This window comes from Ochrobactrum sp. BTU1 (assembly GCA_018798825.1).
Lineage (GTDB): Bacteria > Pseudomonadota > Alphaproteobacteria > Rhizobiales > Rhizobiaceae > Brucella.
Window position 1 is genome coordinate 597,503 of record CP076357.1, and the last position, 16,173, is coordinate 613,675.

Here is a 16,173-nt window from a genome sequence, read left to right on the forward strand (position 1 = left end):
TTGGATTTGGCGATATCGTCATTTGAAGTAAGATATTTGGCTATTGGGCCATTGGTATCCTGTAGGGGGTTTTAGTCGACGCTCATGGCCTATGATCTGAGGAACGATATTGTATTTTGAAATTATCATTGTCGTGCTGCTGACGCTACTTAACGGCGTCCTTGCGATGTCCGAGCTCGCTGTTGTTTCTTCACGGCCGGCAAGATTAAGAGTGCTCGCGGATAAAGGGAGCCGTGGCGCCAGCATGGCGATTGCGCTTGGCGAAAATCCAGGCCGTTTTCTTTCCACGGTCCAGATAGGGATTACGCTGGTTGGCGTCTTGTCTGGCGCATTTTCCGGCGCAACACTTGGCGCCCGACTGACCGCCTGGCTGCTTGATCGGGGCATGTCCCCTTCCCTCGCAGATGCTCTCGGCGTTGGATCGGTGGTGGTCATCATTACCTATCTCTCCTTGATCGTCGGAGAACTCGTTCCAAAGCAAATCGCGCTGCGTGAACCTGAGGCTGTGGCGAGCCGTGTCGCGCCGACAATGATCTTGCTGTCCCGGTTAGCAGCTCCTTTGGTGTGGCTATTGGATATGTCAGGCCGTCTGATTTTGAGATTGCTCGGTCAGGCTGGTAAATCAGGCGATGGGGTTACGGACGAAGAAATAAAGTCCATTCTTGCAGAAGCGCAGAGCGCAGGCGTTATTGAGACGGAAGAGTCGAAGATGATCGCGGGCGTTATGCGCCTTGCGGATCGGACCGCGAGCGGTTTAATGACGCCGCGTCTTGAGGTTGAGATGATCGACGTTCACGACGGCATCGATGTCATTCGAGATCAAGTGCAACAAAGCAGTCGTTCACGCCTTCCCGTCCGGGGCGAAAATTCTGACGAAATCCTAGGCGTTCTGCAGGCTCGTGATTTTTTCAACGCGCTTTCGGCTACAGGCAACGTGAATATTCGGGAAATCATTAAAGAAGTCCCCGTTGTTTCGGACTTCTCTGATGCTCTTGATGTTGTGGAAGCGATCCGGGGAACGCCAACACACATGGTTCTGGTTTACGATGAGTATGGACATTTCGAGGGCGTGATTACCGCTGGCGACGTAATGGAAGCAATCATTGGCGCGATGCAGGAAGATTACGTGGCAGAGCAAGCGATTGTTCGAAGAGCCGATGGCTCCTACCTGGTCTCGGGCTGGATGCCGATTGATGAATTCTCAGAGTTCATGCGTTTTCCTGTAGACGATGATGTCGAATACAATACGGTCGCCGGTTTTGTTCTGGAAGAATTGAAGCATTTGCCAGAAGTTGGCGAAACATTCAGCAAGAACGGCTGGATATTTGAAATCGTGGACCTCGACGGCAGAAGAATCGACAAATTGTTGATCACCTCCGAGGAGCAGCCGACGGAATAGCGCAAATAGTGCCTTGTTGATGGGCAAACTGCTAACGTTGAAGCCTTAGAGTGTTTCTGCGATGTCCATCGTCGATTTGCAACAATTGCCTATTCTAACCCCATAGCACTTCATATCCTGGACCGCGTCATGCGCTCTGCGCTCAAGCGTGTTCGCCGCAGTATTGATACAAATTTGTTGTGATACGCCCACCCCGTTGGTGATCCGATCCCCGCAGACGCTCCTATGCCTGATAAAGCTTGCGGGCGCCGTCACGCCATTTGTTTGAGCGACCCCTCTCGGCGCGGATCGACTTTGTCGGTTTTCTTGATCGACCCAAATCAACCAAGTCGCCGAGATTTCTTCACTTTGAGGTCACCGACGGACACTCTCGATCCGGTTCTGATTATTATTTAGGCAGCCGCCTATGCAATGAGCAGGCATATTGAACCCGACGCATGTTTTTCGGACATTGCCCCCTGATCATAGGAGCGACACGTGCCAATAAGTGTGATTGGTATCAGTTTTTCGCTCTAAGTTATTCATTTTTTCAACTTGGCACGGGACTTGCTTCTATAAATTCAGAGGCACAATCGCCGTATGTTGGCGACCAGTGCATGAACTTTTGATTTATAACGCAGGACAAGAGAGACTAGGTTATGACAAAATATAAGCTCGAATATATCTGGTTGGATGGTTACAGCACCCCGAACCTGCGTGGTAAGACCCAGATCAAGGAATATGATGCCTTCCCAACGCTCGAGCAGCTGCCGAACTGGGGCTTTGACGGATCATCTACCCTGCAGGCTGAGGGCAAAAGCTCTGACTGCGTATTGAAGCCTGTTGCAATCTACCCGGATCCTGCGCGCAAGAACGGTGCACTCGTCATGTGCGAAGTCATGATGCCCGATGGCATCACACCGCATCCATCCAACAGCCGTGCAACCGTTCTTGAAGATGAAGATGCCTGGTTTGGTTTTGAGCAGGAATATTTCTTTTACGAAAACGGCCGCCCGCTGGGCTTTCCGGAACAGGGCTTTCCAGCACCTCAGGGCCCATACTATACGGGCGTAGGTTACAAAAACGTCGGATCGATTGCCCGCAAAATCGTCGAGGAACACCTTGATCTTTGCCTCGACGCTGGGATTAATCACGAAGGCATCAATGCTGAAGTCGCCAAGGGCCAGTGGGAATTCCAGATTTTTGGAAAGGGATCGAAAAACGCTGCAGATCAGATGTGGATTGCGCGTTACCTCCTTCTTCGTCTCTGCGAACAGTACCGCATTGATATTGAATTTCATTGCAAGCCATTGGGTGACACTGACTGGAATGGCTCTGGCATGCACTGCAATTTCTCGACCAAATTCATGCGTGAAGTTGGCGGGAAGGCCTATTTCGAAGCTCTGATGGACCAGTTTGCAGCCAATCTGCAGGCGCATATTGATGTTTACGGTCCTGACAATCACTTGCGCCTGACCGGCAAGCACGAAACGGCTCCTTGGAATAAATTCTCGTATGGTGTAGCCGATCGTGGTGCGTCGATCCGCGTGCCGCATTCATTCGTTCAGAACGGTTACAAGGGCTATCTGGAAGACCGTCGTCCGAACTCTCAGGGCTGCCCATATCAAATTGCCTCGCAGGTTCTTAAGACCATTTCCGAAGTTCCTACGAGCAACGACGAGGCTCTCGCAGCCTAAGCGCGTCGATTAAGCGATACCAAGGCCGGCCGCTGAAGTGCGGTCGGCCTTTTTGCTTTCTCATGCAGCAATTCTTTCTCCGCCAAGTTGGCCTAGATAGTTGCGACACCAATGAAAAACATCGTTCGTTCGAACGGCTTCCATCATGAAGCGATAGCGTTCTATGCGTTGTTCAAGCGGCATTGAGGCAGCCCGCGCAATGGCATCTGCGATAGTCTCGACGTCGTATGGGTTGACGAGTAACGCACCCTTGCCAAGTTCACGTGCAGCACCAGCAAAACGCGAAAGTATGAGTACACCTGGATCATCCGGATCCTGGGCTGCAACATATTCCTTGGCTACAAGGTTCATCCCGTCCCTCAGTGGTGTTACGAGCGCCACTTTGGCCATACGATAAACGGCCGCGAGCAATTGATGACTAAATGCGCGATTGACGTAGCGCACTGGCGTCCAATCCAACCGCCCTATTGTCCCGTTTATCTGCCCGGCGATTTCAGCCACTTCATGCTGCAAGGCATCATATTGCGCGACTTCAGAGCGGCTTTTTGGTGTTACCTGCACGAAAGTAATTCTTCCATGCCATCCCGGGTTGACTTCCAGGAACCTGCGATAGCCGCGGAGGCGTTCGGGAATGCCTTTCGTATAGTCGAGACGGTCCACACCGATAATCAGTTCTCGCCCCTCAAGGGAACGCTTGAACCGTTGAATGGTGGAACTGGTAGTTTCTGATTGTTCCGCCGGAGCAAAGGCGCCCACATCAATGCCGATGGGAAAGGCGCCAACCTGAAAGGTCCTTAGCTCGCTGGTAAACAGGCCTTGTTTCCCTTCCATTTTTGTAGCAACACCACCTCTCCCAAGGCAGAGCGCAAAGTTCTCGGCATCATCTTCTGTCTGAAAACCAATGAGGTCATAGGCTGTCATTGCAGTAAGCAGAGCACTTTGTACGGGCAGCGTCAAATACACATCCGGAGAGGGCCATGGTATGTGCATGAAAAAACCTATGCGGTTTTTTATTCCCATCTGACGCAGTTCTGCCGCCAATGGTATCAGATGATAGTCGTGGATCCAGATGATATCGTCTGGCTTAATCAAAGGCCTGAGTTTTTCGGCGAAAAACCGGTTCACTCGCAGATAGCCAGCCATATCGCGGCGAGCGTAATCAGTAAGGTCGATACGATAATGACAAAGCGGCCATAGGACGCTGTTGGCTAAACCTGCGTAATATTCAGAAAGGTCCTGGTCTGACAGATCCGACAATGCATAGGTGATCGCCCCTTCTTCCCGTATGCTCAAGGGACCGGGATCCTTGTCGCCACTCGATTTTCCTGACCAGCCCATCCATATCCCGCCGCGTTCCTTGAGTGCAGCATGAACGGCAACCGCAAGGCCGCCTGCAGGCGGACGATCCGGGTCGGGGACGCGATTTGAGACGACAATCAATCTGCTCACGGGCGCCGCTCCCCAAATTCAGGATAAGGGACACAAGCACTCACTCCTAAGTCTTTGGAACTCTTCACTGACATAAACTCCCAATCCAATTCCTCATTAACTTTGGAGACGCTATAACCATCGAAGCGACGGTTTTGTTTCCATCAAACGAGGAACTGACACGGATGCTTACGCCACCCATTCTATTAACCTGATCGAACATTGCTTCATCAGTGACATCGTCGCCGAGAGCTATAGGCGTTTTCTCAACGAAAGGAGCGGCTGCCATGAGACGGCGAACCGCCATTGCCTTATCGGCACTCTTAGGCTTCAGCTCGCAGACAAATTTTCCGATTTGCAGCGCATAGGCATCACCCGCCAGGCTCACGGCGGATTGCATGATATTATCAACAAGGTTTGCCATGTCGGGTGCCTTGCGATAGTGAAGTGCAAAGGCCCCGCCTTTGTCTTCAACAATCACGCCGGCAAGATCGGCTGCCTTTGATTTTGCGTGTTGAAGGGCCTGCGAATAAGCCTCGCCAGATGCGTGGGGGCGCGACACTGCGTTGTAAGACGGCACAGCGCTACCCGATGCACTGCGAAGTTCTGCACCATGGAGTCCCGCAACGCAAAAAGGATGTTGGGGAAAGAGTTGGTCAACAAACTCGATAGATCGACCGGTTACAATCGCGACCGCTCCATCTGTTTGCCGATAGAGATGTTTCAGATTCTCTTGCAGGCCACTTTCGACCAAAACACCATCCGGTGTTTGCGCGAGATCGAGCAAAGTGCCATCAAGATCGAAGAAGAAGGCAAATTCGCTTAGCGGCTTTGATTGGATCGAACGACTTAGACGATCGGGTTTGACAATTGTAAGCCCATCGAATGAAAAAATTGACGAGCCTTGCCGGGATGAAGGTTCATCTTGGTCTTTGGATTTTGACATTTCTTAAAGGATAGGGCGGAGTTTTCGTAAGGCAACTCAACCCCTTAAAATATCGCGGAGATCCCGGCTCAGCAATCTCGAGCACTGCCTCTTTTGATTATCTCGCTGGAAACTCTCTGATCATCTGGTTTTACGCGCATCTTGGTCCGAACCGCTTCGCACTTTCGGCAAGCGCACTTATGTTTGTTCGATGCTGTATAAAAAACGCCGGCTTACGCCGGCGCTTTACTTTCGATGATTTCAGGCTCAGGCAGCCAGGTAATTTTTAAGAAAGGTCCGCGTCCGGTCCTGTTTCGGATGACGCAGGATTTCGTCAGGCGTGCCTTCTTCCACGACCACTCCACCATCCATGAAGAGGATCTTGTCAGCGACTTCTCCGGCAAACCGCATTTCATGGGTGACAATAAGCATCGTCATGTGTTCTGCAGCAAGCTGGCGCATGACGAGGTTAACTTCGTCGACCAGTTCGGGATCAAGCGCTGAGGTTGCTTCATCAAACAACATCACCTTCGGTTGCATTGCCAATGCTCTTGCGATCGCGACGCGCTGTTTCTGACCACCGGAAAGTTGCGAAGGGTATGCGTCTGCTTTATTCGCGAGGCCAACTTTCGTCAGCAGTGATAATGCGAGTTCACGCGCCTGCCCCTTGTTCACACCTTTGAGTTTGATGGGACCGAGCGTTATATTCTCCACAACCGTCAAATGAGGGAACAGATTGAAGTGCTGAAACACCATTCCCATTTGTTGACGCACCGTATTGATGTGCTTTTCAAATGCCTGACCTTTAAGTGGCTGGTTCACCTGGATCCCATCAAGCCATACTTCGCCGCCATTGAGTGTCTCAAGGTGGTTGATCGACCTTAGCAAGGTGCTCTTTCCTGAACCGCTTGGCCCGATGATCGCGACGATCTGCCCTCGGGTTACGGAAAGGTCGATACCTTTGAGGACATCAAGTGCGCCATAGGCTTTGCGGGCACCCTTCACTTCGACCATTGGCGAGAGTGTGCTCATCGCGTTACCTCCACTTTTCTTTCGATACGGCGCAGACCCGCTTCCATTACCAGATTGGCCAAATAGTAGAGGGCGGCTGCTGTGAGATAGAATTCAAACGGACTGTAGGTCTCGCTGATTGCTATTTGAGCGCTGTGTACCAGTTCTGCAATTCCAATGATTGAAACAAGCGAGGTGTCTTTGAGCAAGACAATCATGTTGTTGCCAATTGGAGGGACCGTGTTGCGTATTGCTTGCGGAATAACAACATAGCGCAAGGTCTGGGTGCGGCTAAGACCGATGGACCTTGCCCCTTCGGTTTGTCCCGGATCAACTGAGACTATTCCCGCCCGGATGACGTCGGCGTTATAGACTGCAAAATGCAGACTGAGGCCAATGATCCCCGCAAACAGCGCTGGAATATCGATGCCCACCTGCACAAGACCGTAGTAAATCAGGTAAAGCTGCAGCAGCAAAGGCGTCCCCATAAAAAGCCACATGAAGAAGCGAACGGGGTAAGAAAGCAAAGAAGGCGCATAAAGGACTGTAAGGGCGAATAAAATACCAAATGCAAAACTGAGCACACTGGAGGCTACGGCGAGAACCAGTGTCCACCACAGACCTGTAATGAGAATGTCTGCATAAGGTAAAACAATGCTGAAATCGAGTGACGGCATCAAGGTCCTCCTTCAGCGCGCAGCAAAGCGTTTGTCAAGTTGATCGACAATCATGACGACAACATAGACGATGAGCATATAAAGAACGGCTGCTACGGCAAAAATCTCGAAGGGTTTATAGGTCGAGCTGATAAACCGCTGTGCGGTATATGTCAGTTCAACCACAGAGATGGTTGAAACCAAGGCTGAACCTTTGACGAGCGCGACAGCATTAACGCCGAGGGGTCGGATCATCAGCCGTGCAGCTTGTGGCAAGACGATCAGTCGCAACGTTCTTTCCCGATCAAAACCTATAGAACGAGCTGCTTCGGTCTGTCCTTTATCGACGCTTGCGATAGCGCCGCGGATGGATTCAGCCATATAGGCGCCGATGTTCAACCCCAGACCAATAACACCTGCAGCATAGGGTTCAAGTTCCAGGCCGATCTGTGGCCCGCCGAAATAAAGAACGAACAATTGAACGAGGCAAGGTGTACCGCGGAAGATGCTTACATAAGCCGAAGATAAAAACCGCAGAATGGCACTATTCGATAACCTGGCCATCACCAGAAATCCGGCGACGACGAATCCCAGAAGCAGCGAAAGTACGGAAATCTGCACTGTGACCCATGCTGCCTCCAGAAAAAAAGGCAGGACGCGTTGCATCAACGCAATATCCATGGAGATACTCCGAAAAATCATGGAAACCGGCCCGGACTACCGGGCCGGACTAAGATGCGATTAGCGGATGTCGCTGCCAATCCACTGCATCGAGATCTTTTCATAAGAACCATCAGCGAGCATGTCGTCGAGGGTCTTCTGCATTGCCGCTTTGAGTTCTGGATTATTTTTGCGGATCGCAATGCCAAGGGCTACACGTCCGCCTTCAATATCGGGTGTGTCCAGAATACGCACTTTCTGACCTGTTTCTTTAACTGCGATCATAACTGGGATGCTGTCCATGACCAAAGCGTCGAGGCGGCCGGCATCCAGATCAATCAGCATTTCCGGGAGGCCCTTATAGGTGCGCACTGTCAGATCACCCTGAGCCTTCGCCCACTTCTCATGGGCATCACCCATGGTCACCCCGACGGTTTTGCCGTTAAGGTCTTCGAGCTTCATAATTGCCGAACCGTCCTTTACGACGATGGTGCGGCCTGCATGATAATAAGGACCTACAAAATCTACTGCTTTTTCTCGTTCGGGTGTGATGGTCATTGACGCGACAACGGCATCATATTTTTTTGCCAGAAGACCAGCAATGATCCCATCAAAAGGTGTTGTGACAATCTTGGCTTTCAGACCCATCTTGTCCGCAATTGCAGTACCAATGGAAGCGTCGAAACCGACAACTTCGTTGTTCTCATTTGTAAAGCTGAACGGTGGATACTGGCCGCTCATAGCAATCCGCATTTCACCAGTTTCTTTGAGCTTTTCCAGCTCATCAGCTTGAGCAGGCATGTTTGAGAAGCTGGCGCCAATTGCAATGGTAGCAACTGCAAGGAGGCTCTTAATCATGGAACGCATCATGTTTGGTTTCCTCTGGATTTGTCTTTTTGTTTTAGGGTTATGGTTTGCCATGAACCTTCAACGTCGAGCTTGGCACAGCGTTGATTTGCAAGCATCCTGCAATATGTCTGCCGCCCCGCCACATTGCCGGAACTAACCGGCATATTGTCGGCACCTGGCCGCGGCTTTGGTCTGCCAAGTTCTTTCACTAAATTTTGAAGCTTTGGGCCTAGACGACGAAGCCTTCACTGACGAGGGGTCGTGTTCGCTTCAAGAAGCAAAGAGATACACGGCCCCCTCGTCATTCAATTTTCACTAAGAGTTATTTCAATGCGGCCTCAAAACTCTCCGCCAGAACACTGAGCAAGTGATCGGCATTCTCACGACTGAATACCATCGACGGTCGCATTTTCAGCACGTTGTCATATGGTCCTTCTGTGCCCATCAAGATACCACGCTCGCGCGCACCATCATTAATACGCCGGGCCAGATCGGTTGCGGGTGCTTTTGTTTTGCGATCAGTGACCAGTTCAATACCGAGGAAAAGACCTTGCCCGCGGACATCGCCGATAATGTCGAAACGCTTTTGCATCTCTTTAAAACCGTTGATGAGGTAGTTGCCGACTTCGAATGCATTTTCGCGCAGCCGGTCACGTTCGATAACGTTTAGTACCGCAAGGCCCGCGGCGCACGAGACAGGATTGCCACCAAAGGTGTTGAAGTACTCCATGCCATTGTTGAAACTGTCAGCGATCTCGCGGGTTGTTACAACAGCCGACATCGGGTGTCCGTTGCCGATTGGTTTTCCCATGGTGACGATGTCCGGTACAACATCCTGGAGTTCAAATGCCCACCAGTGACTCCCAACCCGGCCAAAACCAACTTGCACTTCATCGGCTATGCAAATCCCCCCGGCTGCACGTACCATGGCGTAGACTTCCTTCAAATAGCCCTGTGGCAGGAAGACCTGACCGGCGACGCTTGGAATGGACTCTGCCAAAAAGAAAGCGGGTGCGCGGCCTTCTTGGCGCATAGCATCGATCATCTCAGCAATATTGTGAGAAAATCTTTTTGCATGTTCTTCCAACGGCCAGTCTTCGGGCGCACGATAACTATCAGGGATCACCCCTTCATACACGTGTGCAGGCCGCCCTTTTCCGCCTTTGCGCTTGTATTTGTAAGGGCTTAGATCAATGAGTTCCTGCGTCGTACCGTGGTAAGCCCAATCAAGAACAATCGCTTCATTGCGTCCCGTGTGATTGCGCGCCATTCTCAATGCTAGGCTGTTGGCCTCACTGCCTGAACAGGCAAATGAAGCAACGGTTAGTCCCTCAGGAAGGGTAGCAGTCAGTCTTTGCGCATATTCAACAATGTTATCGTGCAGATAGCGAGTATTGGTGTTGAGCAATGCTGCCTGACGCGCAATGGCTTCGACCACTTCCGGGTGAGCATGGCCGATATGGCAGACATTGTTGAAGCAATCTAAATAGGATCTCCCGCGGTCATCAATAAGCCACGCGCCTTCACCCCTTACGAACTTTATCGGTTCGGAATAGGAGATTGAGAGGTTCGGGAGCAGGATTTCCCTGCGTTTCTCGATGATTTCGGAGCGGCTTCGCCCTTCTTGCGTAAATGTTTCCGGTGGGATGCCGGCCAGGTCTGCGACATCTGGAAAGAGATCGGCCCATACATCGAGATATTCAGCTTCGCCAACACCGAGAATGTCTGTCGCGCTCAGATTGACGTCGGTCGTCATTTCAAAATGAAGATGAGGGGTCCATCCACCGTTCTCGTGGATATCGCCCATATGACCCACAAGATCGCCTGCCTCAAGGCTCTGACCTGGTTGCAACCGACCGAGTGCTTCATGAGCCATGTGCCCCCAAAGTGTAACGAAGGGCGGGCAATCTTCTGGAGCATGCTTGAGTTTAACCAGACCACCATAGCCAAGCGGTTCATGTTCAATTTCAATACTTACAACGGTTGCTGCAAGGGGGGTGTATAAGGGTGTGCCGGCAGGCATGAACAAATCGACGCCAAGATGGTGAACGCGGCGCTTGCCTTCAATAAAGCGCGATTCAAAGGCTTTATCTGTGTAAACGGTTCGCTTTTCGCCCCAAGAGCCAATTCCGAGCTCGATATTGTTCTTTGAGCAGTAATCATCCCACCATTGTGTGGCTTCTGTCGCACGTTGTTCAGCTGACGCCACCGTCATGAAATGTGAAGCATCGCCGTAAGGAACGATCGCCTTGGTGAGTGTCGCTGCTGCAGGCCGGACAATCGGCGCAAATTTTTTGGCATTCGCTCGAACCCAGTTGCGAATAAGGCTTGCACCGTCAATCGCATCGAAACCGCAAGCCTTGCGCAGAATTGCTGTTGCAAAGCGTGGGTTCATCGCATCCATTTTTTCCAACAAACGCCATGCAGGTGCTTCACTTATTGCAAGATAAGGATTGTCATCGGTTTTCTCGCGGCGCGATGCAGAGAATGTCACGCTTGTAACCAAACGCATGGCAATCAGGTCAAAGAGCAGGTCAACTTCCTGCGGCTGTAACGGATAACGCTCGTGAAAACCCGCTGTAACAGCTGCTGCAGCGCCGATCGGATCTTGCGTATCGAGTGCAGCATAGGCACAAGCGATCGCCACTTCGGCGATCAGTATCGTGTGAACAGCATCACCAAAATCGATCAGGCCTGCTATTTCTTCATTATTATTATTGTCAACAAGGACGTTCCAGTCATTGGCATCGTTGTGAATGACTTGCGCACGCAACCCAGTTAGTTTTGGTTCGACGAGGTTTTCGAAGCGGGTAATGAAGCGTTCGAGCAACGCCTTCTTGTCGGCATCATCGATGAAATGCAGACGCTCACGCGCTCGTCCAGCGTGACGCAAATCCCAGTCGAGCGAGCGCAAAGCGCCAACATGGATAAAGCCTTGAAGGGCTTGGTCCAGTTCACCCAGCGCGCGTCCGAGATTGCGCATCAGTGCGAACGTTCTTTTCACTTCGGCAAGCGGCGTTCCTGGCAACCAGCCCACGAGACGCAATGCATGCTGTTCGCCACTATCCGATAGCGTCGATGCCAGCACCTCTCCGCTGAGGCTTGATTTCAGATAGGGAACGGCAAGACCGGAATTTGCAGCCGCCAGGTGATTGAGCAAGGCGGTTTGAAACTCGCTTTCAACTCTCGGTTCGCTTGCATTGACAATCTTCAATATCCAATCCGCATCCGTACCGGTTTTCAGACGAAAATTACAATCGCGCTCACTGTCGAGTTGAGAAGCAACTGCGTCCACGCCAAAAACTTCTTTTGCCAGGCGTTCGGCACCGGACGCCGAAAACTGAGGTGCAGGATGAGAAAGATCCGTCATAGCTAATATTTTCCAGGTTACATTTCTTGTCTCCAGCTTGGCATGCAAAGGATTTTCGGGCATCAAGTATCCTGTCGGCCAAACCGGCACATTGTCGGAATGAACCGGCATATGTCCGGTGAAGCGAATAGGGTTATGATGCGTGAACTTGATGCAAAAGATCGTGAGATACTGGCAATCCTGTCGAAAGAGGCGCGTATAGCGCTTAAAACGCTTGCAGGGCGTATAGGATTGTCGCGGAGTGCCACGAGCGAACGCGTTACTAATCTGGAACGAAGTGGTGTCATCAGAGGGTATCGCGCAGATATTGGCGAAATCGACGCCAATGTCATTCGGGCCGCACTGCTTATCAACCTCCGGCGGACGCCTGCTCATGAATTGCTCGATATTCTCGCCCGCCATCCGGAAGTCCGCAGAGTTTCGTCTGTGAGTGGACAGCTCGATCTTATTGTTGAGCTTGAAACGGGTTCAATCGATGGTCTCAACCGTGTGCGTGATCTGATTGCCGGTCATGACATCGTCGAAGATCTTACAACTGCCATCGTGCTTCGCCGCGATATCGATCGTGAACTCAGTTAGTCACAACCTCGCGCTCGGGCCGTCAAACAGCCATCATACTCTTGAACGCCGCATTTTTTGTCGCTATATTACGTCGAAATATGCGGCTATTATTAGGAGTCTATCATATGGGGCTCGCACAATATTCAGATAATGGCATATTCGCACCGCGAAAAATCGCCGATGCATTGCGAACGACGAGCGACGAGGTGGCACGCTCGGCCGGTTTGGGCCGCGATGCTGTGCAGCGCAAAGATCGTGTGCAATCGGACAAAACCCAAAGGCGGTTACGGGAGATGGTTGAAATTCTAAACAAAGTCGAACCGCGCTTTGGTTCCGCTTTGATGGCTTATGCATGGTACCGCTCAGAACCGCTCGCTGGTTTTTTTGGCCAGACAGCAATGCAGCTTGTCCTCAATGGGCGAGCAAATGAGGTCCTGGACTATATCGACGCCGTTGATGCTGGAGTTCATGCCTGAGGTGTCGATTTCCTATCGGGATAAGCTTTATCGCGCGCTTAACCCTGTTTATGCGCATGACCCGCTTTCTGGTCGCGGTGCAGCACTCTTCGGCGGTCGTTTTAATCCAAAGGGCGTGGAGGCGCTTTACTGCTCACTCAGCATCATGACGGCACTTCGCGAAGCAAATCAGGTTGGCAATCTGCAGCCCACAACTCTGGTTGCCTATCAAGCGAAAATCGACACATTATTCGACTGCCGCGACGACAGAGCGCTGAGAGAAATGGGCATGGATGCAGTGATGCTGGCAGATGATGGCTGGCGTGAACAAATGCGTCTTAAAGGCGAAGCCCCAACCCAAAGCTTCGCCCGCCGTCTTTTAACGGCTGGATATCACGGACTCCTTGTTCAAAGCTTCGCGAAAGGCGCAGGCATCGATGATCTCAATATCGTGTTGTGGCAATGGAGTTCATCGCCCCCTTCCCAACTCACCCTAATCGATGACGAGCACCGATTGTCTCGGTAAACTGCCTTGTTCATGCGAGGAGAGTTTTACGCGACATTCTCAATTGCAAGCACACTTCCCGGGTTCATTTTAAGATCAGGATCGACGAGATTGCGAAGCATCCGCATCATATCCATGCGAACATCGTCTGAGCGTTCTTCCAGTTCTTTCACCAGTTTCCGTCCAATCCCATGTTCGGCTGAGAAAGTGCCACCAAGCTCGTCCACGACATTGTGGACGCGTTTCATCACCTGTGCAGTGACACAGCTATCTTCCTCAAAACCTGCCCATTCATCATGCGTAAAATGCACGATGAAGTGGATGTTTCCATCGCCGATATGGGAAACAATGAGAATATTTGCTTCTGGATAAATCTCATGAACAGCCGCGCTGGCGCGGTGAATGAGTTGCGGAATATGTGTTGGTCGGACAGCAATATCATGAGAAAGACTATGCCCATGAACTTTGTTTGCTTCAGATACAGAATGTCTTAAGTGCCAAATATCCTCGGCTTGTGCTTGACTTTGCGCGATAAATGCATCGAGCACGAGACCAGCCTCAAACTGTTCCGACAACCATTCTTCGAGCGCTTGATGTAGTTGGGCTGTGGGATCAGTACTGCCAAGTTCAACGAGTAACGACCAGTCGTACCGGCTCTCCAATGGATGCCTTGATCGGGGAATATGTTCAAGAACCAGATCAATCTGATTACCAGATAGCAATTCTGCAGCCTGAATGGCTGTATCAAAACGATCCTGCAATCCGCTCAGAATTGACACGGCTGCATCCGGGTCTGGCAAAGCAATCCAGGCATGACCCGAAGAACGCAGCATAGGTTGCATACGCAATGCGATTGCTGTGATGATGCCCAATGTTCCTTCAGCGCCAATGAAGAGGTTTTTCAGATCATAACCGGTGTTGTTTTTTCGAAGGGCTTTCAAATCGCTAAGGACCCGGCCGTCTGGCAGCACCACCTCGATACCACAAATCAGATCACGAATTGGGCCGTACCGAAGCGCGCTTGTCCCACCTGCATTGGTTGAGGCAAGCCCGCCCAATTGGGCACTGCCTTCGCTCCCAAGATGCAGGGGTATACGACGATCGACAGCAGCGGTCGCGTCATGCGCTGCAGACAGGGTTAGCCCCGCGTCAGCGATGAAGATATTCGAGGCCTTGTCGACTTCTCTTACTCTATCGAGCCGACGCAGGCCTATGACGATGGTACGTTGCGCCGTTTTTGAAACGGCACCCTGACACAAGCCAGTGTTCCCGCCCTGCGGGACAATTTTACTTTTATGCAAGTCAGCCAAGCGCATGAGTTCGGAAACCTGCTGGGTATTAGCGGGCAAAACAACCGCCAGTGCGTCGCCTTTCTCGTATCCACGCCAGTCCGTTAAATACGGCTCTTTGTCGTGGTTCTCCGTCAAAACATACTGTTCACCGATTGCCTGGCGAAGGTCGTTTAAGAAAGCATGTTCGGAGCTCAGCTTTGACAGCATGTGTTTACCTGCGACTTATTCAAGAATGTATGGTGAAGTTTGGAGCTAACCGATCCACTCGGCGCTACGCAGCATTTTGATATTTTCCGCTCCCGTAAAAGCCAAAAACAATCGTAGCTCTTCTCTCAACTGCCCGATCATTTCTACCACACCGGTTAGGCCCTGTGCTGCAAGCCCATAAAGGGGAGCGCGCCCAAGGAAAACACCGTCAGCCCCCAAGGCGAGAAGCTTTGCGGCGTCTGAACCAGACCTTACGCCACTGTCAGCGAACAAGGTTTTTCTTTCGCCAACGGCTTCTCTAATTCTCGGCAAAACGTCCAGCGGCCGAACAGCACTATCGAGATTCCTTCCGCCATGGGCGGATACAATCACGCCATCGCAACCCAGCTTGAAGACCTCTACGGCATCTTCGGCATTGAGTATTCCTTTGACGAGAAGTTTATGCGGCCACCGCGTGCGAAGCTCTTTGAGAAATTCCTGATCAAGGATTGTATCGAGCGCAAATCGTGGGTCGCGAATGGAACTCGTTATCGCCTTGGCGACATCGCCCGGATAATGCGCATAGGATGGGAATCCATTTTGCATCAGATAGCGCCCCATCACACCCAACGTCCAGCGCGGATGAAGCATCAGGTCAACGGCAAGCGTTGCTGAGGGCTGTAATGGGACACCAAAGCCGTTGCGTCGGTTATGTACCTTTTTTGGCGAAGCAGGAGTATCGACCGTCAGGACCAATGTCTCAACACCGCACACACGCGCACGTTCCAAGAGCTTCCATGTTTCATTTCGGTCGTGCCAAACGTAGAGCTGAAACCACAAATCGCTTCCTGGGGCGCTTGCCGAAATCTGTTCTATACTTGTCGATGACTGCGTAGCAACGACAAAAGGCAGTCCGGATTGAGCAGCCGCCCGCGCCATGAGAACTTCTCCGTCGTGGCGGACCATGCCCGCTAGCGCCGTGGGTGCTATCACAAAAGGACAATTGCGAATGCCGCTTAAATATTCAGCCGACAGATCAGGAGATGAGACGGGACGCAAAACCCGAGGAATGACCCGACGCTCAGCGAACCCGCTATGGAGAGCAGTGATCGCTGTTTCTGCTTCAGTTCCTCGATCAATATAATCGAACAGTGCCCGAGGAAGAAAACTTTTTGCTTTCATTCGAGCTTCTGCAAAATC

Annotated in this window: 14 protein-coding genes; 5 read left to right on the forward strand and 9 right to left on the reverse strand. The window is 51.5% G+C overall.

What is annotated here, in order from left to right; translation table 11 throughout:
• The first annotated feature begins 109 nt into the window (after window positions 1-109).
• Window positions 110-1,399, forward strand: a complete 1,290-nt coding sequence (locus KMS41_26305) for a hemolysin family protein (protein ID QWK81330.1) — start codon at window positions 110-112, stop codon at window positions 1,397-1,399.
• 638 nt (window positions 1,400-2,037) lie between these two features.
• On the forward strand, window positions 2,038-3,075 hold the full coding sequence (locus tag KMS41_26310; protein ID QWK81331.1) for a glutamine synthetase beta-grasp domain-containing protein: 1,038 nt from the start codon (window positions 2,038-2,040) through the stop codon (window positions 3,073-3,075).
• A 60-nt stretch (window positions 3,076-3,135) separates the two neighbouring features.
• Here the strand turns inward: KMS41_26310 and otsA are convergent, their stop codons facing one another.
• From otsA to KMS41_26345, 7 genes are all read right to left on the reverse strand, one after another.
• Window positions 3,136-4,524, reverse strand: coding sequence for an alpha,alpha-trehalose-phosphate synthase (UDP-forming) (gene otsA / locus KMS41_26315; protein ID QWK81332.1), 1,389 nt, complete (start codon window positions 4,522-4,524; stop codon window positions 3,136-3,138).
• A 64-nt stretch (window positions 4,525-4,588) separates the two neighbouring features.
• Window positions 4,589-5,449, reverse strand: coding sequence for a trehalose-phosphatase (gene otsB / locus KMS41_26320; GenBank protein ID QWK81333.1), 861 nt, complete (start codon window positions 5,447-5,449; stop codon window positions 4,589-4,591).
• 246 nt (window positions 5,450-5,695) lie between these two features.
• On the reverse strand, window positions 5,696-6,442 hold the full coding sequence (locus KMS41_26325; protein ID QWK81873.1) for an amino acid ABC transporter ATP-binding protein: 747 nt from the start codon (window positions 6,440-6,442) through the stop codon (window positions 5,696-5,698).
• Between the two features lie 14 nt (window positions 6,443-6,456).
• On the reverse strand, window positions 6,457-7,116 hold the full coding sequence (locus tag KMS41_26330) for an amino acid ABC transporter permease (GenBank protein QWK81334.1): 660 nt from the start codon (window positions 7,114-7,116) through the stop codon (window positions 6,457-6,459).
• 12 nt (window positions 7,117-7,128) lie between these two features.
• A complete protein-coding gene (locus tag KMS41_26335) occupies window positions 7,129-7,776 on the reverse strand; it encodes an amino acid ABC transporter permease (GenBank protein QWK81335.1) in 648 nt (215 codons plus the stop codon).
• Between the two features lie 60 nt (window positions 7,777-7,836).
• The gene (locus KMS41_26340) at window positions 7,837-8,622 is read right to left on the reverse strand and encodes an ABC transporter substrate-binding protein (protein ID QWK81874.1); all 786 of its coding nucleotides are present in this window, start codon (window positions 8,620-8,622) and stop codon (window positions 7,837-7,839) included.
• 304 nt (window positions 8,623-8,926) lie between these two features.
• Entirely contained in the window at window positions 8,927-11,974 is a 3,048-nt protein-coding gene (locus KMS41_26345; GenBank protein QWK81336.1) for an aminotransferase class III-fold pyridoxal phosphate-dependent enzyme, read from the reverse strand.
• Window positions 11,975-12,112: 138 nt separating this feature from the next.
• Here KMS41_26345 and KMS41_26350 point away from each other — a divergent pair, with 138 nt between their 5' ends.
• The 3 genes from KMS41_26350 to KMS41_26360 all read left to right on the forward strand — a co-directional run bounded on the left by KMS41_26350 (window position 12,113) and on the right by KMS41_26360 (window position 13,516).
• Window positions 12,113-12,553: an Lrp/AsnC family transcriptional regulator gene (locus KMS41_26350; GenBank protein QWK81875.1), complete on the forward strand. Its 441-nt coding sequence runs from the start codon at window positions 12,113-12,115 to the stop codon at window positions 12,551-12,553.
• Window positions 12,554-12,660: 107 nt separating this feature from the next.
• On the forward strand, window positions 12,661-13,011 hold the full coding sequence (locus KMS41_26355; protein ID QWK81337.1) for an MbcA/ParS/Xre antitoxin family protein: 351 nt from the start codon (window positions 12,661-12,663) through the stop codon (window positions 13,009-13,011).
• On the forward strand, window positions 12,992-13,516 hold the full coding sequence (locus tag KMS41_26360; GenBank protein ID QWK81876.1) for an RES family NAD+ phosphorylase: 525 nt from the start codon (window positions 12,992-12,994) through the stop codon (window positions 13,514-13,516). Before KMS41_26355 ends, KMS41_26360 begins: the two co-directional genes overlap by 20 nt.
• Window positions 13,517-13,542: 26 nt before the next feature.
• Here the strand turns inward: KMS41_26360 and KMS41_26365 are convergent, their stop codons facing one another.
• A complete protein-coding gene (locus KMS41_26365) occupies window positions 13,543-14,994 on the reverse strand; it encodes an FAD-binding oxidoreductase (protein QWK81338.1) in 1,452 nt (483 codons plus the stop codon).
• Between the two features lie 45 nt (window positions 14,995-15,039).
• Window positions 15,040-16,155, reverse strand: a complete 1,116-nt coding sequence (locus KMS41_26370; protein QWK81339.1) for an alpha-hydroxy-acid oxidizing protein — start codon at window positions 16,153-16,155, stop codon at window positions 15,040-15,042.
• Window positions 16,156-16,173: the final 18 nt, after the last annotated feature.